The following is a 24,082-nucleotide window of genomic DNA, read 5'->3' as shown; positions in this document are numbered from 1 at the left end:
AAATTACCCAGTAAGAGACAGAGCAACTCTTGCTGGGTAATCTTTTATAAATACACATTTGAGTGCAACATAAGTGCAAACTTTTAACTTTCCTCTTGGGAATAACCATTTTTCTCGCGTTTGAGGCTTTCTTCTAAGGCTTGAATTTGTTCGCGTCTGGCTTCCAACTCTAAAGAACGCCTTGCTAAGTCTTGGTTTTGCAACGTCAGGGATTGTCGCCAATGTTCTGCTCGCTCGGCCTCATGCTGCAAAAACTCTGGGGTAATGCCGATGGTGAGGTAGTTTTGTACCAGATGCAGTACCCAGTTGGTGGCGTCTTCTAGTCTTTCAATATCGCCTGTAGGAGAAAGTTCGACTAGAACAAGCAAGTTCTCACTCATGATCTTTCCCTTTCCCAGCAAAATGAAAGCCTCTTCGGGAATTATCGCCCACAAGTTATCAGCTTCTTGACGCGCCAACAAGCGTAACTGGTGCTGGTCTAAAAAATCGTTTTTACGCACCTGGGCTAGATATAGCATGAGGGTCGCTTCGCTCCAATTCAAAATTCAAAATTCAAAATTCAAAATTCAAAAAAAATTTAATAAAAAATAAGTACCAGAATTTATATTTGGATTTTGTTAATTGGTAATGGGTAATTGGGAATTAATAACTCTTCATATTACCCATTACAGTTATCCTAAGTCATGCAGGCGATCGCTACGACAACCCCTTGAGGCGATCGCGCAAAATCTCTACTTGTTTTTGTACCTCTGCTAAGGCTTCCCGCGCCCCTTGTACCACGTCAGCCCTAGCTCTATCTACGAAACTAGGATTGTTTAATCTGTTACTCAGGGATTGAACTTCAGCTTCAGCTTTGCCCAAACTTTTTTCTAGCTTGGCACGCACAACTTCAATATCTACCACACCGCTGAGAGGAATTAGCACTTGTATTGTACCAATTACACCTGCGATCGCATTTTCTGGTTCTTGTGGTTGTTCTAATTCTCTCTGCGGGAAAAACTGGCTCCATAACCTACGTCTTGCTTGAGCAGTTAGTAAATTTTGGCTAGCAAACCACGCTGTGTAACTAAAACCAACTAGTTCAAAGAAAGTTCCGATGATGGGAGTGTCATCAATGGCATTTCCCGCAGCTAAACCCACTCTACCAAAGACAATGGCCACGATAATTAAGCCAATTGTCTTCAAACCCCTTTGAGGTTTTTTAGCAGCAACAGTTTGGTTTTCTTGTTTGTCAGTAATGGTTAAAGTCTCAACCTTCGCCAAATCTTTAATATAATCCTGACCAGCAGCGAGGATTTCCCGCTCTTTCTCACTTTCAGTTTGCAAATTCGCTGTCACTTTTACCCCAGGCTTAATATCTGCCTCAGCTCGCAAATTCCGAATTGTGCGGATAGTAGCAATGAGTAATTCAAACTGTTCTTCTAAAACTGAATCAATTAGGTTTGCATCTAGCTGGGGATAGATTTGTAATGGTAAAGTTTGCGGGGAATCTATCGGTTGTTGGGTGAGAGTTTGCCAAATTTCTTCGGTAATATGAGGCATCAACGGATGAAGCAGTTTTAAAATTCCTTCCAATATGTAGCCGAGGGTTTGCTGTGCCACCCGCCGCGATACTGGATCGGCATCTGCTTGCAATCTGGATTTCACCAGTTCAATATACTGGTCGCAGAAATCACCCCAGATAAATTCGTAGAGTCCTTTTGCTGCTTCCCCTAAACCGTAATTATCGATGTAATTGGTGGTTTGTTTGATAACTTGATGATATCGCGAGATAATCCAGCGATCGCTCAATTCGATAGCTACTGGGTTCCCCAATTGTTGCGGCGTTTGTCCATCCAAATTCATCATCACAAACCGGGCAGCGTTCCACAACTTATTTGCAAAGTTGCGGGATGCCTCTACCGATGCCGATTCATCCTTTTTGCGATCGTATTCTAAGCGGATATCTTGACCCGCACCAGCCACTTCTCTAATTAAGGTATACCGCAGGGCATCAGTACCATATTTGTCAATTAATAACAACGGATCAATACCATTACCTTTGGTCTTAGACATCTTCTGACCTTTTTCATCCAGCACCAAGCCGTGGATGTAAACTGTTTGGAAAGGCATTTGCCCAGTAAGATGCCCAGCCATCATGGTCATCCTGGCTACCCAGAAAAAGATGATGTCAAAGCCTGTCACCAAAGTCGTAGTTGGGTAATAAGTCGTTAAATCTTGAATTTGTTCCGGCCAGCCCAAAGTCGAAAACGGCCAAAGTCCAGAAGAAAACCAAGTATCTAGCACATCTGGGTCTTGTTTTAGATTGACATTTTCACCAAATTGTGATTTGGCTTTTTCCCAAGCTTCGGTTTCCGATTTTGCTACCACAAAGGGCGTATTATCGGTAATTTGCCCATCGGTTTCACTGACAGCGTACCAAGCCGGAATTTGGTGTCCCCACCATAATTGGCGAGATATACACCAATCAGTGAGTTTTACTAGCCAATCACGATAGACCTTAGTCCAGCGTTGGGGGACAAACTCTGGAGAAGTTTGCTGGTCGAGGAATTCGAGAGTGTTGTTAGCTAGGGGGCGAATTTTGACGAACCACTGAGTTGAGAGGAGGGGTTCAATAGGTACTTTACCGCGATCGCTGTAGGGAACGGTATGCTTATAATCTTCTATCTTCACCAAAAAGCCATCTGCTTCTAGGCGAGAAACCACATTTTTTCTAGCAACAAAGCGGTCTTGTCCTTGAAACTCCCCAGCGTTGGCGTTGAGAGTGCCGTCTTTATTCATAATGTTAATCAACGGCAGATTGTGACGCTTACCCATGTCAAAATCGTTCGGGTCATGGGCAGGAGTTATCTTCACGCAGCCTGTGCCGAAAGTCGGGTCAACAAATTCATCGCCAATAATGGGAATTTCTCGTTGTAGAATTGGCAGAGTTACAGTTTTACCAATGAGATGTTTGTAGCGATCGTCATTGGGATTAACCGCTACAGCCGTATCACCCAGCATAGTTTCTGGTCGAGTTGTCGCCACTTCTACAAAGCCGGAACCATCGGTGAGGGGATAGCGGAAGTGCCAGAGATTTCCATTCACCTCTTGATTTTCTACTTCCACATCAGACACCGCCGACTGAGAAGCAGGACACCAGTTAACTAAATATTCACCACGATAAATTAAGCCTTCCTCGTAAAGGCGAGTAAATGCCTCCACAACAGCTTTAGATAAACCCTCATCCAGGGTAAACCTTTCCCGTGACCAGTCCACCGAGACACCCAAGCGTCGTAGCTGATTCAGAATCGTTCCCTCAGACTCCGCTTTCCATTGCCAAGCGCGTTCTAGGAACTTCTCGCGCCCCAATTCGTAGCGAGTCTTACCCTCTTTTTTGAGTTGCTTTTCCAGCATACTATGCACAGCGATGCTGGCGTGGTCAGTTCCGGGTAGCCATAGGGTATTACGTCCCTGCATCCGGTGGTAGCGCACGAGGGTATCAATTAAGGCACTTTCAAAGGCGTGACCCATGTGTAAGCTGCCGGTGACATTCGGGGGGGGAATGACGATGCAGTAGGGTTCGCCGCCTTTGTTGGGGTCAGCTTTGTAAACTTGGTTGTCTTCCCAGAATTTTTGCCACTTGGCTTCAGTGGAAAAGGGGTCGTAGAGACTGGGGAGATTGGGAATGGTTGCAGTCATGCGGGAAAACTAAGGAAGGACTTTAATAAATTTTGCCATAGGGTTGGAGAGGGATTGATGGAAACGAACCGCAGAGGCGCAGAGAACACAGAGGGAAGAGAGTTAGGAGAGGATATGAATCGGCTTACGGGCGAGGTGATTGGGGCGGCGATTGAGGTGCATAGGGTTTTGGGGCCAGGGTTTTTGGAGGAGGTGTATAAGGAGGCGCTAATTATAGAATTTTTCAGGTGCGGGATACCTCATGTGGTTGAGAAGGGGGTAATAGTGAATTACAAAGGACATGAAGTAGGCAAGGGGAGATTAGATTTTCTAGTTGCCAATTGTTTAATTGTGGAATTAAAAGCTGTTCAAAATTTAGCCCCAATCCACGAAGCTCAAGTCCTCTCATACCTTAAAATGACTAATTACCCCTTAGCTCTTCTCATCAACTTTAACGTCCCCCTCCTCAAAGACGGCATCAAACGCATCATCCTCTCTTAATCTCTCTGTGCCCTCTGCGCCTCTGCGGTTCGTCCCCCAAATCCATGAAACACCAAACAACCTCCCCTTGGAAGTTCATCCCCACCCTCTATTTCACCTCCGGCATCCCTTACATTATCATCAACACAGTTTCCGTAATCTTTTACAAAAAACTTGGAATCGATAACGCCCAAATTGCCCTTTGGACAAGCTTCCTCTATCTACCTTGGGTCATCAAAATGTTTTGGGGCCCAATTGTTGATATTTACTCTACCAAACGTAAATGGATACTTTATACCCAATTTGCCATGTTCTGCTGCTTGGGTTTGATAGCCTTCTCATTACAACTGCCAAATTTCTTTTTTATCTCCCTCGCAGCATTAACAATAGGAGCATTTATTTCTGCAACTTATGACATTGCTACAGATGGTTTCTATCTGCTGGCTTTATCTCCAGAACAACAAGCCTTCTTTGTCGGCATTCGCTCACTATTTTATCGAATGGCTGTCATTTTTGGTTCTGGAATATTAGTAGTCTTAGCAGGTCAGCTTGAAGTATCTCTCAATAATATTCCTTTAAGCTGGACTATAGCCATTGGCTTCTCAGCTTTAATTTTAGCAATTTTGTTTATCTACCATCGCCTAATTTTACCCTTACCCGAATCAGATAATCAACGACAAATACAAGCTAGGGAAAATATACCCTTTTGGTCAATCATTCGCTCATATTTTGCTCAGAATAAAATTATAAACATTTTAGCATTTATCTTACTCTACAGATTTGGCGAAGCAATGCTTGTGAAAATAGCCTCTTTATTTTTATTGGACAAACCAGAAGTAGGGGGTTTAGGACTATCAACATCAGATGTCGGGTTAGTCTACGGAACATTTGGGGTAATCTCCCTAATTTGTGGAGGAATTTTAGGAGGTTTATTAATTTCAAAATATGGATTAAAAAAGTGCCTATTTCCTATGGCTTTAGCTTTGAATTTACCTGATATATTTTATGTGTATATGGCTTACAATAAACCTTCACTAACATTAGTGTATCCCTTAGTTTCATTGGAGCAATTTGGGTATGGTTTTGGATTTACAGCTTTTAGTGTTTATTTAATGCATATTTGCCAGGGCGAATATAAAACTTCTCATTTTGTTATCTCTACTGGCATTATGGCTTTAGGGATGATGCTACCAGGTTTAATTAGCGGTTATCTGCAAAAAGCTTTTGGCTATCCATTATTTTTTATCTTCGTTTGTTTGTTGACTATTCCTGGGATGATTGCTCTGTTTTTTATACCTTTAAAAGAAGAACCGAAGCGTCAAAATAATTAATATTATTACCGCTCATGAGTTATGTTTTGGGAATAGATGGCGGCGGTAGCAAGACTGTTTGTGTCTTGATGGATGATTTGTATCAAGTACTAGGTCACGGTGAAGCAGGGCCATCTAATTATCAAAGTATAGGTATAAAAGCAACTTTAAAATCTATTAAATCTGCAATTCATAATGCGGTTGAGGCAGCAATAATTACAAATCCTGTGAATATTGACGCGATATGTCTGGGTTTAGCAGGTGTAGGTCGTGCCGCAGATATCGAAGTAGTAAAAGGTTTAGTCAAAGAGTTACAGAATAACAAATGTCTGCCTATTACCTGGGCATTACAGCCAGCGAATATTGTAATTTGTAACGATGCTTTAATTGCTTTGGTTGGTGGAGTTGGTCAGCCTGTAGGAATTGTAGTTGCAGCCGGTACTGGTTCGATAGTTTTTGGACGAAATCATCAGGGAGATACTAAGCGAGTCGGCGGCTGGGGTTATATTCTAGGAGATGAAGGTAGTGCCTATAAAATTGCGATCGCAGGCATGAATGCAGCATTAAAATCTTATGATGGACGAGAGATTTCAACGAGTTTGATAGAGGGTTTCAAACAGCATCTTGATTTGGAAAATATAGAAGATTTAATAGAAGTAGTATATCGGCGAGAATGGGGAGTTAAACAGATAGCTGCTTTAGCACCAGTTGTAGATTTTGCAGCAGCTTCAGGTGATATAGTAGCGAATATCATAATTGAGGATGCTGTAAAAGAGTTAGTAAAAGCTACATCTACAATAATTGATGCAATTTTTAGTGTTGACTCAGCTTTAGAAGTCGTCACAACAGGAAGTGTGTGGCGCGGTAGATGCAAGATCCATGAAAGATTTGCAGCATCTCTTGTTAAGAAATTTCCTAATGTAAACGTGATTTTTCCGAGGTATGAACCTGCTTACGGTGCTGGGTTATTAGCGTTGCAGACAACTCAAAATTAACGCGAATAAAGCAATATATAAGTTTTCAGTCTGCAAATATGCGCCCCAAGAAAGTTACTATTTCAAACCAAGCTGCGGTACTAGCACTAGAATCATAACGATAACCGTCGTCGCGCATGAATGTATGTTCTACTTCATACAAGAAAACTTGGTGAGGGATGTTAGCATTCTCAATTGCTTTTATTATAGTTTGGCGATCGCTATCTGGTATATGAGGGTCAAGAGTACCGAACACCATTAGCATCTCGCCTTTGATTTCACTTACCCTCTGGATTGTATCGGCTATCTCTTTACCCAGTTTGCCACTGGGAATACCAGTAGGGTAACAGCAGACACAAGCCCGAATTTCGCTTTTAAATGCAGCGCGGAAAGCTAAATGTCCACCAATACAAAATCCGAGAGTGCCTATTTGATTTGGAGAAACCGCACTCTCTGTTTTCAGAAATTCAATCACAGCAAGACAATCGGCATCATAATCAGCTACCGAAGTTCGACGCGCATCGTCATTACCGCGCATCCTTCCCAGATCGTCTGGCTCAATTACTAAACCAACTGGCTCAATTCGGTGAAAAATTTCTGGTGCTGCTACTACATAGCCGTATCCTGCTAAGTAGTTAGCTAGACGAATCATTGCATCACCTAACTGATAAATATCGCTGTAAAAGACAATACCAGGGTATTTTCCTGCTGCTTTGGGAGCTGCAACATAAACACGCATTAAGCTGCCATCTACTCTTAATTCAACATTGCGCTTAGTGATTTGCACTTTTTTGTCTCCGTGTTACGCTTGCTGTCATTAGCTTCTACACTATAGCGCCGCAGTATCCGGTTACTTTCAACCTACAATTTGGCGTTCTTTTTCCAGTGAAAGTTTGTTGCGATCGCCTTAATAGTTAATAAATAAGTATTAAATGTTATAAAGTAATGAATTTGGCTATTTAGATCATCTGTGATATGAATCAAAAAAACATTCTTACTTGGGGTGATGTAGCTTACGCTTCACGAATTGCGACTGGAGGATCAAAGCAGGAATGGGAAGCTTTAGAACTGATTTGGCAAGCATGGGAAATAATAATCTACACCGGACTTGCAACTTATTCTAATAAACGTGAGCTTTTGCTAGTAGTCATACGATTTTTTGCTATTGTAAGTTTTTACCTGGAATTTTTTAATGATTATTATTGGGAATACTATATTATTTATTACAGCACAGAGTGGCTTGAAGGTATTCATATAACTCATGAGTACAACGAATATATAATCGACCATGTAAATGATTTACGCTTTCCTATACTAGCGAAATCCGAACCAAATAATCTACTTTTGTACTTTGTCGGTAATGCTTTAGAGCAAGTAATGCAAGTACTGATGGATAGCCTAGACAGTGACTCAATGCTATTTAAATCTGCATGGGAAATTAACCACCAGCAGTTTAAAGTACATGGAGATATATATGAGTTGCAGAGAATAGAAGCTGAAATAATTAGTGAGAATATATTTTTTGATAAGATGGTCAACTTAGCCGAAATACATGAAAATTATAATCAAAATAATAGATTTGTTAGAGATGAAACTGCAATTATAGAAATATTTTTTACGAAGATAATACAGACATAGAATGGATGAAAGGCATAAATAATAAAGATTTTCAGCAATCTGAAGAAGTTATAGATGCTACTAATAAATTTGTGGCTTTTTTTTCCTGTTATCAAATAAATCCTAACTTTTCTCTCAAGCAATGTTCTGAAATAGTTGGGTTTGATGAAACAGATTTAAAACGGTGGGTACGTACAATTAATCGCAAAAAACAAGTAATTTTAAGCGGTTCGCCTGGAACAGGAAAAACCTTTATTGCTGAACACCTTGCAAAACATTTAATAGGTGGTAGTGATGGCTTCTCAGAACTTCTGCAATTTCACCCCACATACTCTTATGAAGACTTTATTCAAGGTATACGTCCTCAAAGCCAAGATGGACAATTAACATACCCTTTGCTTCCAGGCAGTTTTCTAAAATTCTGCAAAGAAGCAGAGTATCATCAAGGAATTTGTGTTTTAATCATTGATGAAATAAACCGTGCTAATCTCGCACAAGTTTTTGGCGAATTAATGTACTTACTTGAGTACCGAGATAGAGAAATTCCATTAGCTGGCGGTAACAACTTTCGCATCCCGAAAAATGTCCGCATTATTGGGACAATGAATACAGCAGATAGGTCTATTGCAAATATAGATCATGCGCTACGCCGTCGCTTTGCATTTATAGAACTTCGCCCAAACTATGATGTGCTGCGACGTTATCACCTAAAAACAGGTTTTGCAGTAGAGGGATTAATTAATATTTTACAGCAATTAAATCAGGCGATCGCAGATAAAAATTACGAAATTGGTATTTCATTCTTTTTAACAGACAACCTACGGGAAGATATAGAAGATATATGGCGCATGGAAATTGAACCATATTTAGAAGAATACTTTTTTAACCAGCTAGAAAAAGTAGATCAGTTTCGCTGGGATGAAATAAAAAATAAACTATGGATATAAACCCATCACAACTAATAATCATTGAAATTACAGAATACGAAAATAAATTATTTCTGCTTGATAAAATACCCTATTCAGCCGGAGTCGAGTTATACGAAAAATACAAAACACAAGTAGATATAGAATTTCCTACCTATACAACGAGAGAACATTGGAAACTGAAAGCTAAAGGATGGGTAGGTTACATACCTGTAACTCCTGAATTGCATCTAAAAATAAATCCGAAAGTGCCTATCCAAAACCTCTTCGGAATGCTGGAATATGCCTACAATTTAAAAAGTTTTCGTTTTCTTGAAGGGTGGATGGATTGTGAATCTCTAGAAGACTTTTATAATAATCTGGCTTATATTTTAGCGCAGAAAGTTTTAGAGCGATACCGCAAAGGATTATATCGTACTTACTTGCCTAAAACACAGCAGCTTTCTTATGTGCGGGGAAGGCTAGATGTGCAACAGATAATTCAAAAGCCGTGGAATGTTAAACTTAAATGCAATTACGAAGAACATACGGCTGATGTTAAAGAAAATCAAATCCTGGCATGGACACTTTATATCATTGGTCGTAGCAGTTTATGTTCAGAAAGAGTATCACCAAAAGTACGAAAAGCTTATCATGATCTACAAGGATTAGTAACGCTGCAACCTTGTAGTGCAGAAGATTGTATCGCCAGACAGTATAATCGCCTCAATCCAGACTATCAAATATTACATAATTTATGTCGATTCTTTTTAGAAAATAGTAGTCCCAGTCATGAAAAGGAAAATCATAAAACCCTACCCTTTCTCGTCGATATGGCACATTTATATGAACTTTTTGTTGCAGAATGGCTTAAGAAAAGCACGCCACAAGGCTATTTTTTCAAACAGCAACATCCAATAGAAATTAGTCAGAATAGGCACTTCAGTATAGATATATTACTGTGTGATGCTACTGGCAAAACAATAGCGGTTTTGGATACAAAGTATAAAGCCCCTGAACGGGCAGAAAATACAGATATTCATCAAATGATCAGCTACGCCAACACAACAAAATGCAAGCAAGCCTTCTTGATATACCCTAAAGACTTGACACAGCCACTGGATATTATAAGCGATCAAATCCGAGTCCGCAGCCTCACCTTTTCCCTAGATGATAATCTCGATCGCGCAGGTCAAACCTTCTTAAAAAACCTTTTTCTCCTAATCCCTCAGAACTCACACCAATAATTAATAAAGGGGACAGATGACATTCGCTTGCTGCGAAGCACCCATCCCCGAATAGCTGCCCAGATCATAAACCTGGAATCTATAGTCCGGTATCTAATAATCACAGTATCGGCCGAGATATGTAGATTGTCACTGGGATAGATACTGATTTACGAAATACCTACGAAAAGATTGTTACACAATTACTCTTGTTCACCCTTAATTCCGCCTCCCATAGCCAACAGCGCCGTTCCATAAGCTGCTTCTGTGTACACTGACGCGACTACAGGAACCTGCAAATGACGCGCCCTAATTGCAGTCCAAGTGTCATTCGCCGCGCCACCGCCAGCAGTATAAACACAACTCAATTTGTCTGCGCCGATTTGCTGTAATAATTCATACCCTCGCGCTTCTATGCGGGCAATGCTTTCTAATAACCCATGCAAAAATTCCACTGGGTTATCTGGGCGTGGTGACAATCGTGAGGGTAAATTGGGATCGTTGATCGGAAAGCGATCGCCTACCTTCAATAACGGATAATAATCTAACTCGCTGGCTTTTGATGGATTAATCTCACAGCTAAGGCTTTCTAACTCAGCGTTTGTGAAAAATTGCCTTAGTACTGCACCCCCAGTATTAGAAGCGCCCCCAGTTAGCCACAAATCACCCAACCGATGGCTGTAAATCCCATATCTGGCATCTTCTACACGGGTACGACTTAACAACTTTAGTACCAAAGTTGAACCAAGGGAAGTCACGGCTTCACCGGGTAATTTTGCGCCACTGGCGAGAAAAGCTGCAATACTATCAGTTGTACCAGCACATATCAGACAATCACGGCGGAAACCGAATTTATCCGCAATTTTAGGACGCAATTGGGCAATCGGAGTCCCAGGAGGTAAAACTTTGGGTAGCTGAATGGGTATTTGCAGCAATTCTAGCCATTCTGGGTATTTCAACTCTTCTACGTCATAACCCAGCTTTAAAGCATTATGGTAATCGCTAATACCCAACTGTCCATGCAGCAGAAACGCCAGCCAATCTGCTTGATGCAGGAAATATCTAGCTTCACTAAAAGATGGTAATTGTCTCATCCACAAAAGTTTAGCGAGGCTGGAGGTGGCACTCAACACTGTATGATTGGGGGGTGCGATACTCGTCAAATGCTCTAGCACCAATGATCCCCGCGTATCGTTGTACAAAAGTGGTGCATCTACAGGGTTGCCAGCAGCATCGACCAGCAAAACGGTGGAAGAAGTCCCATTGATTGCGATCGCTTTAATTTCTCGCCGTAATTGGTCAGGTATTTGTTCCACCAACGCAAACAATGCCTCCTGCCAAATTTTTGGCGTAACGGCATTTGGTGAGTCGGGAAAGGGATATCGCACCTCTGCGTGAATACAAGAGGCTTCCTCGTCAATCACCACAGCGCGTGCGCCAGATGTGCCGAAGTCGATACCCAGATATAAATTCATAATTTTTATAAATTTTTTTAATGGAGAATAAATAAGGACTACTGACAAATAACTGCTTTTGTTGCATCTTGTAACAAGATATTCCACAATCTTGGCAAAACAAGGAAAAGTAGTAAACGAACTGTTCAAAATCTATTCAGGTTAGGAGGTTTTCAGCCATGCCTATCTTAGATACTCTGTACATCGCTCAGATATCTTCCATCTCAGATACTCAAGTCTACATCGCTCTAGTTGTAGCCTTGATCCCAGGAGTTCTGGCTTGGCGATTAGCCACAGAACTTTACAAATAACGCTCCGATGTGACACAGTTAAAAAGCTAATAATCCTGGCAGTACGGGGTGCAATTTCCAGATTCTATGGCTTTATGCCATAAAATCTGGAAACCTTGCACTTACGTAAGCCAGGTTATTTTTTAACTAATGCGACACTTGTAGCTATTTCAAAAAAATGAAGTAATATGACAGCTAAATCAAGCATTCAGGAGTGCTGATATCTGAGTACTGTTAGCGGTAGCGGGGCGTTTAGCCCGTGCTAAGTGCTGTTAGCGGTAGCGGGGCGTTTAGCCCGTGCTGAGTTGGAAATCTCACTCAGCACTCTTGATAGTACTTCCCTTCACTAAGCGAGGTTATTTTTTAGCATCATGAACGCGATTCAACCATCTAGACCACCGTCACAACCTATACAAAAACGCCGTGTCACTCCTCGACCAAAGCGGCATCTTCGTCAACGTTCTTACCGAGTGATGGCACTGGAAAGCACAGCCAAAATAGCGGTCAATCTTGTGATTACAGCCGTTGCAGCATCTGCTTTAACACAACTCTTGCCTTATCATTGGTTACAGCAAGAAAAATTGCGAGAAATGAGTACTGAAGTTAAGCTGATGGAAGGACATGTCAATGGTTTGCAGGCAGAATTTAGCCGTAACTTTGATCCGCAAGAAGCTAAAATTATTAGACAACGACAAGGATACCGATTCGATCCAAGCCAGCGTCAGATCGTGTTGATGAATCAAGATCGCCGAGAAGATGAGCAAATAGACTCGTCACCCTAAGACAAATGGCGAATTTGGGATTATTTAGGTTTATTGTGATTCAGGCTACGTATAAACCGGGTGTTAATTTATATTATTGCTAATAAGTAATGGTTAATAGCTAATTTTTGAATAGCTATGTAGTTATCATCTATTAGTCATTAGCGATACAGCGTCGCTTCTGTACGAGACGCTGCGCGATCGCTCCAATTAAAAATTCAAAATTAAAAATTCAAAATGAAGAATTTACTTTTTGAATTTTGAATCTCCCAGAAGGACTAATCTACCAATTAGGACGTTGATTGAGATAGTAACTCGTCTAGCCAATTTTCGAGTTGTAAACGCAAGCGACAACCAATAATATCCTTATCGTTGTCGAGAGAGGGCAGTTGAGTGAGGGCGCGACGATAATCAGAGATGGCACAATTCCAGTCGCCCCAAAGATGGTAACTTCTGCCGCGTTCAGCCCAGATATGACCTTCTAGTTGACCGAAAAGCAGTGCTACCTCAAAATTCTCAATTGCCACCTCGTATTGCCCTAAATCTCGCCAAGTAATGCCTCGGTTAATCCACGCCCGGACATGGTGAGGTTTCAAATCAATCGCTCGATCGTAGTCGGCAATTGCTACTGCTAATTCTCCACAAGCCGCGTAGTAATTTGCGCGGTTATTATAAGCACTAGCCAAATAAGGATTAAATTTAAGGGCAGTATTATAGTCGGAAAGCGCTTTTTCCCTTTCGCCACTTTGGAAATAAATTAGCCCCCGGTTGTTGTAATCAACGGCATTGTCGGGATGGCGGAAAATTAGTTGGGTTAAAAGTGCGATCGCTTCAGTACAATCTCCTTGTTGAGCCAACCTCAAAGCACAAGAGCGCAAGTCGCTATCCCCAAAAATAGATTCGCTGCGATCGTTTTTCCTCCGCTCTTGAAGTTTGTTTGTAGTATTTAGAACATATTTATATTGGTTACTTTGCTGGTCATCGTCAGCTAAAAATGAGTGAATATTCATCTTTCCCTGCCTGAAATCCCTGCTTTATGAAATAAAAGTCTAGTTTTTACCGATGGTGGTTTTACCACTGTGTCTATTTTTAAGGTATTTATGGTTACTTGAAAGCCATCTCAAGACTGAATTTAACTACTCACACCAGTAGAAATCTACGCCCTAAATAAACAATTGCTCCTCAAACCTATTCATGGATACTTGATCCCGAAGGCAAATTCCAGAAATAGCAGACGTTAAATCTCAAAGACTAGTCAAGTAGTGAGAGCAGCAAATTGGTAGAATGCCAACAAGCCGTTCGTTAAAGAGGGGATGAGGAAGCAGGAGAAGCAAGGGGAGAGTAATTAATACCCAATGCCCCTCAATAGTGCCCAATTATGTTAGCGGGGCGTTTAGCCCGTGCTGAGTTCTGAGTAAAGAAGTGAGATTCCCTACTCAGCACTCGGAACCCGGAACTGTTTTGCCCTATGCCCCATTCCCTAAATTCAATTTTTAAGTTTTGAGAAATTTCCCGATGACAACCGCAACTTCTTATCCCAATGCCCCTGATTTAGCAACCGATGATTACATTGTCATCGGCTTGGCAACCTGCTTCGTCAAAGAAGATGGAGAAGTTTATCAAATCGAAGTTATAGAACCGATTCCCTCTGCGGCTGTGGAAGCGCTGTTAAAGGGCATTCCTACCTCCTATAAGCTGGCTCATGCCACAACTTTGGGATCTGTGCTGGATGGCGATTCACCACTGCTGCCAGATGGCTTCCCAGAGTCGGCTCAGTTTGGAGAGGAATTTGTGCCACGGGCATTTGCAGCAGCTCGTACTTACAAACGTCGTGAATCTGCAAAATCCCTGATTCCCTTGGGTACAAACTACACTGAATTTAAGTATTCCATTGAGCGGAAACGGGTGTTAAACGCCGCCAGAGTTGTCACCAAAGAAGATAACGTGAAACAGCATTCTCATACTCACAAAGTGCTTTAAGTAATTATGCTAAAACTTTACGGTGGCGCTCGTAGTCGAGCCTCAATTGTTCACTGGTATTTAGAGGAATTAGGAATTCCCTACGAATTCGTCAAGCTTGATATGCAGGCGGGTGAACACCTCCAGCCTGCATATTTAGCAATTAACCCATTTGGTAAAGTCCCAGCAATTGTTGATGAGGATTTTCAGCTTTGGGAATCTGGGGCAATTTTGCTGTATCTTGCCGATAAGTATAGTAAAACTCCACTTTCACTCCAAGAACGTGCTGTATTTTCCCAATGGGTTTTGTTTGCTAATGCTACCCTTGCTCCAGGGATTTTTGGAGAGGAGAATCGGGAACGGGAAATGCCCCGTTTGTTGACTCCGTTAAATGAAATTTTCAGTAAGCAACCTTTTGTACTTGGCAATGAGTTCACTGTTGCTGATGTGGCAGTGGGGTCTATTCTGAATTATATTCCCATGATACTGAAGCTAGACCTCAGCCCCTATCCAACAGTTTTGAACTATATGAAGCAATTATCTGAGCGTCCGGCATTTCTAAGAAGTATTGGCGGACAGACTTAAAATAATTCGTAATTCGTAATTGACTTTTTAACTACGAATTACGAATCTTTTAACGATAATTTGTAAATTGCAAAGCAACTGGGTAGTCTTCTTGTTTTAGCCGCTGCATGACAACTTGCAAGTCATCTTTAGATTTAGCAGAAACCCGCACAGCATCCCCTTGAATTGAAGCTTGTACCTTTTTGAATTCATCCCGAATCAATTTGGAAATTTGTTTGGCGATTTCCTGACTTATGCCTTTTTTGAGTTTGATTTCTTGACGCACGCGATTACCACTGGCTGACTCAACCTTGCCAAAATCAAAGATTTTTTGGGAAAGGTTACGCTTGGCGGCTTTTTCTCGCAGAATGGTGTGTACAGAATCTAAGGTAAACTCGCTGTCAGTGCTAACATTAATACTTTCTTCAACTAACTCGACAGTAGTTTCAGTGTCTTTGAGGTCGTAACGACCTTTGATATCTCGGATAACTTGATCGACGGCGTTAACCAACTCTTGTCGGTCAAAGTCGCTCACAATGTCAAAGGAAAAAGTAGAAGCCATAAAACATTTTGGATTTTAGATTTTGGATTTTGGAATTGGGCATAAAACATTAATAATAATTCCCATGCCCAATGCCCCATGCCCAATGCCCCACTTAATTAGTAGCTTGGATGATGCTCAAGAAAAAGAGAGTGCCACAGCCAAGGATGCCAATGGCAAACATCAGCGATCGCAAAAGGGGTATATTCAAAATATAAAAAATTGAGTATAGGAAACGGGCCACCACAAAGGCGATCGCAGCTACTTGGGCTGTAAAAGAATTTACACCAGTTACATAAGCCATCAATGCGGCTGCGGCAAATATCATAAAGGCTTCAAAGGTGTTCTGATGTGCCCAAGTAGCCCGTTGGGCATAAGGTGGCAATTTATCAAACAGGGCGCGAGGAGTAGAAAGCATTTCAGGCCCAATACGCGCACGGGCATAAGCTACTAGCAAAAATGGCACATAAATGAGACAGGCAGCAGCAGCGATCGAGTACAAAAAAATTATCATTACTTATTAGTCATTGGTTATTAGTCATCAGTCATCAGTCATTAGTCATTAGTCAAATACAAATGACAAAAGACAAATGACAAATGACTAATCAAAGTAGAAAAGCGTCACCACTTTTCTTTGTTCTTCTGCATCCTGACAAGTTTGTAACAGGGTGCGACTGTCGTGAAACGCAAAGCAGATTAGTTGCTGGCAACGGGAGACAATTTCCTTGTTGCACAAATAACTAGCTTCCGCCAGAGACAAATTATCATTACTGGGATTTTCGACTAGATGCATTACCTGTTCTAGTTGCTGGCGCGATTCTAAAGGCTGGCGTTCCAGACTTTGGGGTAGAATCACCGTCAACAAATTTGCATCAGCCCGCGTTGCTCCCTTGATGGCCGCTGAATTCGTACCTGTAGCACCAGAAGTAATGATTCGATTACCCGATAAAACTAGGGCATAAGTCATCATTTCAATAAGATTCTGATGCGTTATCGGGACGTGACGAGAACCTAGCAAGGCAATTCTTTTAGAACCTGTTTGCTGGATTGTCGCCAGTTCTTGGGCTAATGTATCGAGGTTAATAAGGTCTGTTGATTGGCTCAAAGATGGAGATAATCAGACTAAACGACCCAGATATTTTACCAAACAGCGTGTAGATACGAGGAAAACTTAAGTTAGACATTGCGACTATTTTTCGATTCTTTGGTTCAATAACTCCATTACTTGGTTACACCAGGCTAGCCAATGTGTTTCATAACTAATGCCATTTAGGAGAGTTAAATACTGAAATTTGCCTGATTCTGGCAGTTCTTGCGGATTCTGAAAGTAACGCTGTTCTAAGTTATGGTACGTAGACAATTTTTTTTGATGGGCTTTTTGGTGATTTTCTAGCTCTGCCAAGATAATTTCCTTAGGAACAATATGGCCAGCAAAAATTTTAACCAGTAAATCATCTTTAATTGGTGTGGGTTCACAAGGTTGAGCAATCCACTCCTTGAGGTGCTGTTCTCCCAAGTCTATAACGCTGTAGAGCCTTTTATCCGGTCGTCCAGCTTGAAGAATTGACTCAGAACTGATCTATCCTTGATCTTCTAGCTTCGTCAACTCCCGATAAATCTGCTGGTGACTTGCTGACCAGAAAAAGCCTACAGAGCCATCGAATCGTTTTGCTAAATCATATCCACTACATGGTGCGTCAACCAGAGCCGCTAAGATTGCGTGCGCTAATTTGCTACCTTGTATTTTTATCGGGCTTGTACTTTGGTTGGCTTTGTGAAGATAAGAAAAAAGTGTATTGCTTGATGGCAGTTGTTCGTTTAGCTTTGGCTTGAGTGCATAAATCAACTTGGCCTCAAGAGTTTTCAAAATGGAAGGATCTACGCATTGTAGCCAAGCTAACTTGACATTTCCCAAATCAATGAGTTCTTTAAATCTATAATGTGATATCCAACGACGTGCAAGATCAGCAGTTCTGCCTATGTAGAGAATTTCCCCAGAACCAGAAATCGCAAAATAGATGGCTGGACAGTCAGGGAGATCAGCTTTTTTCTCCAATGGAAGCGAGGGTAGTTTCAGGGGATCAATTGCCGTTAAATCCATTTTCTCCTAGTTCCAGTGACTTCTATAGCCATCACTAATAAGATCCCACTGAATTCTTACTTCAGTAGCTTCAAATCATCCGGGATTCGATCCCGGATGATTTACTCCTTCTGTCTCCTGCCTTCTGCCTCCTTCAATACACTCATGAATCTAAGACAATGCCGCTGCGGGAGTTAAACCTAGTTTGGATAACAAGCGGTCAATGTCAAAATGCTCGGACATCAACTGACGAATATACTGAACCTTAATCGGCTCGTGGACACGGACTTGACCAAAAGTGCGGTCAACAATTCCGACAGTAGTTAGAGTATCTAAGTCAACAGACAAAATGGGTATTTCTAGTTCTTCAGCGCGACTGAGAATGAACGGTGGGGGTGGTAGTTGCCCAGTGAGAATTAAACATTGGGTAGAAGTTTCCAAAGCCGCTTGCTGAATTTCCACCCGATCGCCTCCTGTCACCACTGCCATATTCCGGCGTTTGCGGAAATATTTCACAGCTGAATTAACATTCATCGCTCCAATTGCCAGACTTTCTACCAACAAATCCATGCGATCGTTGCGACAGAGAACATCAGCCTTTAACTGTTTGACTAGTTCGCCAACACTCACACTGCGGAGCAAATCGCTGTTTGGCAGCATTGCTAGCACCGGAATCCCCTGCTGTTCCAAAAATGGGCGCAAGAGAGTTTCAACTGCTTCTAGTTCGGTGACAGGGATATCATTGATCACAGCTCCAATCAAGCGATCGCCCAGACGCTGTTTTGCAGCCAATAGCGCCTCAACCGAAAGCAAGGATTTATAGCGGCTTACTAACAGCACACCAGCATCCAATACTTCAGCCATTTGCAGTAAAGACAAGTCAAACAAATTGCCTTCAGACAAATTACCAGGCCCTTCCAGTAACACTAAATCTCCTTGAGACTTATGTAAATATTGCTGTATTAAGGACTGCTGATAATCGGTTTTGTCTTCCCCTCGCAAGCGCTTTTGCACATTTGGTTCATCCAAAGCCAGCATTGTAGGTGCAACGCGGTTTTCCGGCAAATTGAGGCTAAGAGCGATGAACTGGACATCTTCCTCAATTACGGTTCCACTAGACGAATTGAAAGACGTACCAAGTGGTTTACCGTAGCTAATATCCAGACCTTTTTGCTGTAGCTGATGAGACAAACCCAGAACAGTTGCAGATTTACCGCTGTAATTCTCGGTCGATCCAATCAGCAAATATTTAGGGGATTTTGGCACACATGCACTCCTAATTTCAAAAGTCAGAAGAACCCAGCTAGGTGTTTCCTAATTCTAGTTCCTTCTGGCAAAAGCCTCTCGCTCTCACAAATTAAGCTTTCCCAGAATTACCTTCTGATTGAACAAGCAGGGGAGCTACTTATGGGTAGGCTTTTCAGATTAGACCAATTTTTTGGGTTTTAGAACCAATAAAGATTGTCTGAAACCTTAAAACTAGGTTCAATGCCTTCTAGGTTTCTAGCTGTTCCAGTTCCCGACTACGGGAGTTGGCGATGTTCTATGCTCCTAAAGTGGTGACTTATCCCAAACACTCTGCTTCTAAAATTACGTTAAGTCGATCGGCTGGTAGTAGTATTCTATTTGCTAAAATTTAGCTCGTAGATACGTATAAGATACAAGAGTGGTAATGAAAACTACCCATAATTAAGGTAAAAACCTTTCTTCGCTAAGTAAGATTTAGGTTTAAAAAAAGAGGTATTGATATGAACACAAACTTAGAAGAATTTTCATATCTCTGGGAGGACTCTGATTGGGCACTCTTAAAATTCAATGCTTCACCTTCAGAAAAAGAACCAAGATATGCAATTGTAAACACGAAAACTAAACATGGTTTGCTAGTTAGTGATGATACTCTCTATCAGGATCTCAAAGAAACTATGCGTAAAAAAGGAGTTCGTATTGTTTCAGGTTTATGATATGTAGAAAAAAATCAATTATTCGTGGATTAAAACTTGTGCTATTTTAGCTGGTCGTAAATCCCGCCAAATGGGACTATAAAAATATGTTGGTCGTCTCAAGGAATTACAGCAATGCCTTCGGACGGCTACGCCTACGCAGTATAGACATAGTGTATTTTAGATCGGTTTGTATGAGAAGTTATGGGTAGGTGCAATAGAGTTTTAGGCTGATTTAGCTCATGATTTGATGAGTCTCAAGCCCAGTAAACTACCCTATTTTCAGAAGGGTATACGTCCTATGGCTAGTATCCAGTCTGCTTTGTAGCTACTTTATCACCCCTTCGAGCGAGTACTGTTAACCGTTGATCCATTAAGGAAACGTAACCAGATTTGTTCCGATTCTTCCAAGTACTGCGATCACCGATGAAAAGCTTTCATAGTTTTCCTGAAAAACCCAACACCTGCATTGATTTTTCAAGTACTTCTTTGGGGCGAAATGGTTTAGTTAGATATAAGTCTGCACCAACCTCAATTCCTTTTTGTTTATCAAATTCTTGTCCCTTAGCTGTCAAGATTATGATGTAGATGTCAGTCATTTGCAGGTCATGTTTTACAATATGGCAGACTTGCAAACCATTCATTTTCGGCATCATCACATCAAGAAAAACCAGGTTTGGTTTTTCAGTTTTAATAGTTTCGAGAGCTTCTTCTCCATTTCTAGCAGTTAGAAGTTCAACACCTTCGTCCTCTAATGCTTCTAAGGCTTGTTCCATCAAAATCAAGATATTGGGTTCATCATCAACAATTAGAATTTTCTGGGTCATAGGGATTGGGGGGATTGGGGATTGGGGATTGGGGACTGGGGATTAGGAATTAGTGATTAGGGATTGGGAATTAGGGATTGGGGATTAGAAGAATTCCTTACCAGTCCCCAGCACCAGCGATTACTGTTCTGACAGCATAATAAAAAATACATTTTCCAACTCCTTCTCAAACCGGAGGGTTTTCACCAAATCGGCTTCTTGAGAGAAGATAGAATCGATGATGATCATGTCAGGTTTGGCTGACAAGGCTTTATAAATGCATTCTTGCGGATTGGAGGCTTCAATCACGCTGTATCCCTGAGTTTGCAGTACATCTGATAGCGTTTTTAAGGCTGATGCATTTTTATCTACAACCAATACCTTTTTACTAGAAGTGCCTTGGTAAAGCAGTGAGCCAATTTCGTTGAGGAGTTTTTCTGTATCAATGGGCTTGGTAAGATAGCGATCGATGCCAATGTGGTAGCCCCGTTCTTTGTTTTCAATAATTGACAGAATGATAATTGGAATGTCTGCGGTCTGGGGATCATTTTTGAGAACTGCTGCCACATCAAAGCCGTTAATTTGGGGCATCATCACGTCCAAGAGAATCAGATCGGGACGGGCTGTTTTGATTTGATGAATTGCATCCATGCCGTCTTTTCCTTCGCGAACATTGTAGCCTTCGTTTTCCAGTTGTTGGCGGAGCAGTTCCCGAATGTTAGCGTCATCATCTACAACCAAAATGGTTTTACGGTTTTGGTTCAGCACAGTGTTTTTGGTGATGACGTGTTCTTTGAGTTGTTTGACTAGCGTATCCAAATTCAGATTAGCAGTGGTTTTTTGATCGCTGGCGTAGGTGGGAATGATGAACGAGAATACGCTGCCGTTCCCTGGTTCACTCTCAACCCAGATTCTACCGCCGTGATGATCGACAATTTGTTTACAGATGGGCAGTCCTAAACCAGTGCCCTTGGGTTTGTCGGTGAGGGTGTCGCCAACTTGGCGGAATTTCTCGAATACTTTCGGCTGGTCTTCAGGTGCAATCCCAATACCCGTATCAATGACGCTGATGCAAACACCGTCATTTCCTTGTTTGACGCGACAGGTGACACAACCAGATTCGGTAAATTTAACGGCATTAGAAATCAGGTTGATTAAAACTTGCAATAGACGATTGCGATCGCCTACTATCTGAGGCAGTCCTGGTTCAATCTCGCACACCAACTGCAAGCCATTGGTTTCAAATAACCCGGCGGTAGAATTGCTTGCCCAATCGAGTAATTCACTGGGATCGATCGGCTGCATCTGCCATTCCACCTTACCTGCTTCCATCTTGGCGATGTCCAGGACATCATTAATCAAAGACGTGAGCCGTTCTGCTTCCGACACAATAATGTTGAGATTGTCAGCCACCCGCTTAATCGTTTTCTGAAGCTTACGGTCTTCGGTAGAAATCATTGGGAACACATCGGTTTCCAGCTTTTCTTGAATGATGGACGCAAAGCCGAGGACAGAAGTCAGTGGCGTCCGCAGTTCGTGGGAAACTGTTGAGATGAAATCGGTCTTCATCTGGTCGATTTCCTTTTCTGCCGTCACATCTCGAATCAGTAGTGCTGAACCGAAGCAGGTATCAGGTTCATTAGCTGCCGCCTTTTTGAAAATGGCGGTTGCTACTGCCTGACCAATGCGTTCCTTTGTCAGTGCAACTTCGGCAGAGAACACCTCTTTGGGATGGGACTGAGTTCGTGTAACCAGGTCTGCTAAACCAGATATCGGCAATTCTCGGTAGTGACCGTTGAGGGCGGTAGCTGTCAATCCGTACATACTTAAAAAAGCAGGATTGAAGTGGGTGATTTGTCCTGTGGTGTCTGCCACCAACAAACCATCTGCTAAGTTATTTAAAATGGCATTTAACCCCTGCGCTTCTGCTAAGGTATTTTGCAAGGCAGCCGTCCGCTCGACAACTCTGGCTTCCAGTTCTTGATTCAGTTGCCGCAGAGCGATTTCTGCTTGTTTACGGGCAGTGATGTCAGTATTGATTTCTAGCATGGCGCAGGGTTGACCGGATAAATCTCGTTGCAAAGTCCAGCGGCTCTGAACGGCGATCTGTCTGCCATCGCGCGTGATGTGTTCCAGTTCTCCTTCCCAAGTGCCCTCCCGTAGAAACTCTGATAGAATTTCTTCTAAAGGTTTTGGAAAGGTTGATTTTAGAAATGCGTGAATGTATTGGTCTTTCACTTCCTCACGCGTCCAACCGTAAAGCCTTTCAGCACCCTGATTCCAGTGATAGATTTTGTCGCTCATGTCGCGGACAATGATGGCATCGCTGGAATGATTCAACATATCAAATAAACGTTGATTTTCAGCTTCTGCCTGCTTGCGATCGTGAATATCAGTACATGTGCCAATCCATTCTCGAATACTGCCGTCTTTTTCTAGGACGGGGGCACCACAGACAAAAAAGTAGCGGTATGTGCCATCCTTGCTACGCAGCTGATATTCAGTTTGGTAGATACCTCCGTTTGCCACAGCAGTATTCCAAGCTTCTGTGGAACTGGCACGGTCATCGGGGTGAATTTGATCAATCCAGCCCCACCCTTCAACTTCAGCTTCGCTCTGCCCTGTATAGTCCATCCAGGTAAGCATTTCACTGCTTATTCCCAGTCCTTCCGGGGTAGCTCCCCAAATGATCTGTGAAGTAGCAGTTACTAAAGAGCGATATCGTTCTTTAAGACGCTGATTTTCGGCTTCTGCCAGCTTGCGATCGTGAATATCGGTGCAGGTGCCAATCCACTCCTGGACGCTGCCATCTTCTTCTATAACGGGCGCACCCCAGACCCAAAAGTAGCGATAGTTGCCATCCTTGTCACGAATTCGGTATTCGATTTGATACATACTCAGGTTTGCCACGGCAGCACTCCAGACTTCTCCGGTATAGGCGCGATCGTCAGGATGAACGGCATCAATCCAGCCCCCATTCTCAGCTTCAGCTAGACTTTGACCTGTATAGGCTATCCAGCTTGCCAGTTCAAAGCAAATTCCCTCTGGTGTGCTTACCCAGACAATTTGTGTATTAGCTGTCACCAGAGAACGGTATCGGGCTTCACTCTGTTTCAGTATTTGTTCGGTATCTTGGCGTTCCTGCTGGACGCGTCGAAGGTAGCTGATGTCCTCTACACTACACCAGATCAGTCGCTCTCCATCTTTCTCAATCATCTGTCCAGAAATCCTCACCGGAACCAGATGCCCGTCTTTGTGGATTAACTCCCTTTCAAATGGGCCGTAGCGACCAGTTTGCTCTAGTTTCTCTAGGGTAGCTTGGTCAGTGACGGCATACTTTTCAGGAGTAATCTGGCGATCACCCAGATTCAGGGTTTCTGGAACAGTACGCCCCAAAATGGCAGCATAGGCGGGGTTGATGTTAATTACTGTTCCATCTGTTCGGCATAGTGCTAGCCCAACAGGACATAGTTCAAATAGGTGACTGTTGTATTCATCAAGTTGGTTAAACATGG

24 protein-coding genes are annotated in these 24,082 nt (G+C 42.2%); 11 read left to right on the top strand and 13 right to left on the bottom strand.

Annotated features, from left to right (window positions below):
* Positions 1-83: 83 nt before the first annotated feature.
* On the bottom strand, positions 84-518 hold the full coding sequence (locus tag CDG76_RS07500; RefSeq protein WP_094348415.1) for a hypothetical protein: 435 nt from the start codon (positions 516-518) through the stop codon (positions 84-86).
* 178 nt (positions 519-696) lie between these two features.
* A complete protein-coding gene (locus CDG76_RS07495; RefSeq protein WP_094348414.1) occupies positions 697-3,681 on the bottom strand; it encodes a valine--tRNA ligase in 2,985 nt (994 codons plus the stop codon).
* A 57-nt stretch (positions 3,682-3,738) separates the two neighbouring features.
* Here CDG76_RS07495 and CDG76_RS07490 point away from each other — a divergent pair, with 57 nt between their 5' ends.
* The 3 genes from CDG76_RS07490 to CDG76_RS07480 are packed head-to-tail and all read left to right on the top strand — an operon-like array spanning position 3,739 to position 6,445.
* Positions 3,739-4,161 (top strand): GxxExxY protein, encoded by a 423-nt coding sequence (locus CDG76_RS07490; RefSeq protein ID WP_094348413.1) that lies wholly within the window; start codon positions 3,739-3,741, stop codon positions 4,159-4,161.
* A 44-nt stretch (positions 4,162-4,205) separates the two neighbouring features.
* Positions 4,206-5,471: an MFS transporter gene (locus CDG76_RS07485; RefSeq protein WP_094348412.1), complete on the top strand. Its 1,266-nt coding sequence runs from the start codon at positions 4,206-4,208 to the stop codon at positions 5,469-5,471.
* Between the two features lie 14 nt (positions 5,472-5,485).
* Positions 5,486-6,445: an N-acetylglucosamine kinase gene (locus CDG76_RS07480; protein WP_094348411.1), complete on the top strand. Its 960-nt coding sequence runs from the start codon at positions 5,486-5,488 to the stop codon at positions 6,443-6,445.
* 25 nt (positions 6,446-6,470) lie between these two features.
* Here CDG76_RS07480 and CDG76_RS07475 read toward each other — a convergent pair whose 3' ends face one another.
* Positions 6,471-7,211, bottom strand: a complete 741-nt coding sequence (locus CDG76_RS07475) for a dienelactone hydrolase family protein (RefSeq protein WP_094348410.1) — start codon at positions 7,209-7,211, stop codon at positions 6,471-6,473.
* 188 nt (positions 7,212-7,399) lie between these two features.
* Here CDG76_RS07475 and CDG76_RS07470 point away from each other — a divergent pair, with 188 nt between their 5' ends.
* Genes CDG76_RS07470 through CDG76_RS07460 form a run of 3 tightly spaced genes read left to right on the top strand, consistent with a single transcriptional unit; the run spans position 7,400 to position 10,193 of the window.
* Positions 7,400-8,062: a hypothetical protein gene (locus CDG76_RS07470; protein WP_094348409.1), complete on the top strand. Its 663-nt coding sequence runs from the start codon at positions 7,400-7,402 to the stop codon at positions 8,060-8,062.
* 5 nt (positions 8,063-8,067) lie between these two features.
* Complete coding sequence (locus CDG76_RS07465) at positions 8,068-8,988, top strand: McrB family protein (protein WP_094348408.1); 921 nt, start codon at positions 8,068-8,070, stop codon at positions 8,986-8,988.
* Positions 8,979-10,193, top strand: a complete 1,215-nt coding sequence (locus CDG76_RS07460) for an McrC family protein (protein ID WP_094348407.1) — start codon at positions 8,979-8,981, stop codon at positions 10,191-10,193. Before CDG76_RS07465 ends, CDG76_RS07460 begins: the two co-directional genes overlap by 10 nt.
* Positions 10,194-10,375: 182 nt before the next feature.
* On the opposite strand, the gene CDG76_RS07455 is transcribed toward CDG76_RS07460, so the two are convergent.
* Positions 10,376-11,647 (bottom strand): FGGY-family carbohydrate kinase, encoded by a 1,272-nt coding sequence (locus CDG76_RS07455; RefSeq protein WP_094348406.1) that lies wholly within the window; start codon positions 11,645-11,647, stop codon positions 10,376-10,378.
* Positions 11,648-11,847: 200 nt separating this feature from the next.
* On the opposite strand from CDG76_RS07455, the gene psaM reads away from it, so the two are divergent.
* Positions 11,848-11,937, top strand: a complete 90-nt coding sequence (psaM, locus tag CDG76_RS07450) for a photosystem I reaction center subunit XII (RefSeq protein ID WP_040630342.1) — start codon at positions 11,848-11,850, stop codon at positions 11,935-11,937.
* Positions 11,938-12,287: 350 nt separating this feature from the next.
* The gene (locus CDG76_RS07445; RefSeq protein WP_094348405.1) at positions 12,288-12,698 is read left to right on the top strand and encodes a hypothetical protein; all 411 of its coding nucleotides are present in this window, start codon (positions 12,288-12,290) and stop codon (positions 12,696-12,698) included.
* A gap of 269 nt (positions 12,699-12,967) precedes the next feature.
* Here CDG76_RS07445 and CDG76_RS07440 read toward each other — a convergent pair whose 3' ends face one another.
* Entirely contained in the window at positions 12,968-13,687 is a 720-nt protein-coding gene (locus tag CDG76_RS07440; protein ID WP_094348404.1) for a tetratricopeptide repeat protein, read from the bottom strand.
* 505 nt (positions 13,688-14,192) lie between these two features.
* Between CDG76_RS07440 and CDG76_RS07435 the strand changes: the two genes are divergently transcribed.
* Both CDG76_RS07435 and CDG76_RS07430 read left to right on the top strand, forming a co-directional pair.
* Positions 14,193-14,657, top strand: coding sequence for a hypothetical protein (locus CDG76_RS07435; protein ID WP_094348403.1), 465 nt, complete (start codon positions 14,193-14,195; stop codon positions 14,655-14,657).
* A gap of 6 nt (positions 14,658-14,663) precedes the next feature.
* Positions 14,664-15,221 (top strand): glutathione S-transferase family protein, encoded by a 558-nt coding sequence (locus CDG76_RS07430; protein ID WP_094348402.1) that lies wholly within the window; start codon positions 14,664-14,666, stop codon positions 15,219-15,221.
* Between the two features lie 49 nt (positions 15,222-15,270).
* On the opposite strand, the gene CDG76_RS07425 is transcribed toward CDG76_RS07430, so the two are convergent.
* The 6 genes from CDG76_RS07425 to CDG76_RS07405 all read right to left on the bottom strand — a co-directional run bounded on the left by CDG76_RS07425 (position 15,271) and on the right by CDG76_RS07405 (position 19,087).
* Positions 15,271-15,762, bottom strand: coding sequence for a YajQ family cyclic di-GMP-binding protein (locus CDG76_RS07425; RefSeq protein ID WP_012411046.1), 492 nt, complete (start codon positions 15,760-15,762; stop codon positions 15,271-15,273).
* A gap of 94 nt (positions 15,763-15,856) precedes the next feature.
* Positions 15,857-16,255 (bottom strand): MAPEG family protein, encoded by a 399-nt coding sequence (locus tag CDG76_RS07420; RefSeq protein WP_094348401.1) that lies wholly within the window; start codon positions 16,253-16,255, stop codon positions 15,857-15,859.
* 87 nt (positions 16,256-16,342) lie between these two features.
* Complete coding sequence (locus CDG76_RS07415) at positions 16,343-16,846, bottom strand: hypothetical protein (RefSeq protein ID WP_041565591.1); 504 nt, start codon at positions 16,844-16,846, stop codon at positions 16,343-16,345.
* An 84-nt stretch (positions 16,847-16,930) separates the two neighbouring features.
* Positions 16,931-17,257, bottom strand: a complete 327-nt coding sequence (locus tag CDG76_RS39360) for a hypothetical protein (protein ID WP_317616119.1) — start codon at positions 17,255-17,257, stop codon at positions 16,931-16,933.
* Positions 17,258-17,320: 63 nt separating this feature from the next.
* Positions 17,321-17,842, bottom strand: coding sequence for a GIY-YIG nuclease family protein (locus CDG76_RS39355; protein WP_317616118.1), 522 nt, complete (start codon positions 17,840-17,842; stop codon positions 17,321-17,323).
* Between the two features lie 150 nt (positions 17,843-17,992).
* Positions 17,993-19,087: a phosphotransacetylase family protein gene (locus CDG76_RS07405; RefSeq protein ID WP_094348400.1), complete on the bottom strand. Its 1,095-nt coding sequence runs from the start codon at positions 19,085-19,087 to the stop codon at positions 17,993-17,995.
* Between the two features lie 482 nt (positions 19,088-19,569).
* On the opposite strand from CDG76_RS07405, the gene CDG76_RS07400 reads away from it, so the two are divergent.
* Complete coding sequence (locus CDG76_RS07400) at positions 19,570-19,782, top strand: hypothetical protein (RefSeq protein ID WP_094348399.1); 213 nt, start codon at positions 19,570-19,572, stop codon at positions 19,780-19,782.
* Positions 19,783-20,198: 416 nt separating this feature from the next.
* Here CDG76_RS07400 and CDG76_RS07390 read toward each other — a convergent pair whose 3' ends face one another.
* Entirely contained in the window at positions 20,199-20,588 is a 390-nt protein-coding gene (locus tag CDG76_RS07390) for a response regulator transcription factor (RefSeq protein ID WP_094348398.1), read from the bottom strand.
* A gap of 120 nt (positions 20,589-20,708) precedes the next feature.
* Positions 20,709-24,080: a PAS domain S-box protein gene (locus CDG76_RS07385; protein WP_094348397.1), complete on the bottom strand. Its 3,372-nt coding sequence runs from the start codon at positions 24,078-24,080 to the stop codon at positions 20,709-20,711.
* Positions 24,081-24,082 lie beyond the last annotated feature (2 nt).

The sequence above is a fragment of the Nostoc sp. 'Peltigera membranacea cyanobiont' 210A genome (assembly GCF_002246015.1).
Taxonomy (GTDB): Bacteria; Cyanobacteriota; Cyanobacteriia; order Cyanobacteriales; family Nostocaceae; genus Nostoc.
This window is presented reverse-complemented; position numbering and strand designations above follow the sequence as displayed.

Coding starts and splice junctions, on each gene's coding strand:
- CDG76_RS07500 (WP_094348415.1), bottom strand. CDS start 518: ATGCTATATCTAGCCCAGGTGCGTAAAAACGATTTTTTAGACCAGCAC.
- CDG76_RS07495 (WP_094348414.1), bottom strand. CDS start 3,681: ATGACTGCAACCATTCCCAATCTCCCCAGTCTCTACGACCCCTTTTCC.
- CDG76_RS07490 (WP_094348413.1), top strand. CDS start 3,739: ATGGAAACGAACCGCAGAGGCGCAGAGAACACAGAGGGAAGAGAGTTA.
- CDG76_RS07485 (WP_094348412.1), top strand. CDS start 4,206: ATGAAACACCAAACAACCTCCCCTTGGAAGTTCATCCCCACCCTCTAT.
- CDG76_RS07480 (WP_094348411.1), top strand. CDS start 5,486: ATGAGTTATGTTTTGGGAATAGATGGCGGCGGTAGCAAGACTGTTTGT.
- CDG76_RS07470 (WP_094348409.1), top strand. CDS start 7,400: ATGAATCAAAAAAACATTCTTACTTGGGGTGATGTAGCTTACGCTTCA.
- CDG76_RS07465 (WP_094348408.1), top strand. CDS start 8,068: ATGAAAGGCATAAATAATAAAGATTTTCAGCAATCTGAAGAAGTTATA.
- CDG76_RS07460 (WP_094348407.1), top strand. CDS start 8,979: ATGGATATAAACCCATCACAACTAATAATCATTGAAATTACAGAATAC.
- CDG76_RS07455 (WP_094348406.1), bottom strand. CDS start 11,647: ATGAATTTATATCTGGGTATCGACTTCGGCACATCTGGCGCACGCGCT.
- CDG76_RS07445 (WP_094348405.1), top strand. CDS start 12,288: ATGAACGCGATTCAACCATCTAGACCACCGTCACAACCTATACAAAAA.
- CDG76_RS07440 (WP_094348404.1), bottom strand. CDS start 13,687: ATGAATATTCACTCATTTTTAGCTGACGATGACCAGCAAAGTAACCAA.
- CDG76_RS07435 (WP_094348403.1), top strand. CDS start 14,193: ATGACAACCGCAACTTCTTATCCCAATGCCCCTGATTTAGCAACCGAT.
- CDG76_RS07430 (WP_094348402.1), top strand. CDS start 14,664: ATGCTAAAACTTTACGGTGGCGCTCGTAGTCGAGCCTCAATTGTTCAC.
- CDG76_RS07425 (WP_012411046.1), bottom strand. CDS start 15,762: ATGGCTTCTACTTTTTCCTTTGACATTGTGAGCGACTTTGACCGACAA.
- CDG76_RS07420 (WP_094348401.1), bottom strand. CDS start 16,255: ATGATAATTTTTTTGTACTCGATCGCTGCTGCTGCCTGTCTCATTTAT.
- CDG76_RS39355 (WP_317616118.1), bottom strand. CDS start 17,842: ATGGATTTAACGGCAATTGATCCCCTGAAACTACCCTCGCTTCCATTG.
- CDG76_RS07400 (WP_094348399.1), top strand. CDS start 19,570: ATGAACACAAACTTAGAAGAATTTTCATATCTCTGGGAGGACTCTGAT.
- CDG76_RS07390 (WP_094348398.1), bottom strand. CDS start 20,588: ATGACCCAGAAAATTCTAATTGTTGATGATGAACCCAATATCTTGATT.
- CDG76_RS07385 (WP_094348397.1), bottom strand. CDS start 24,080: ATGTTTAACCAACTTGATGAATACAACAGTCACCTATTTGAACTATGT.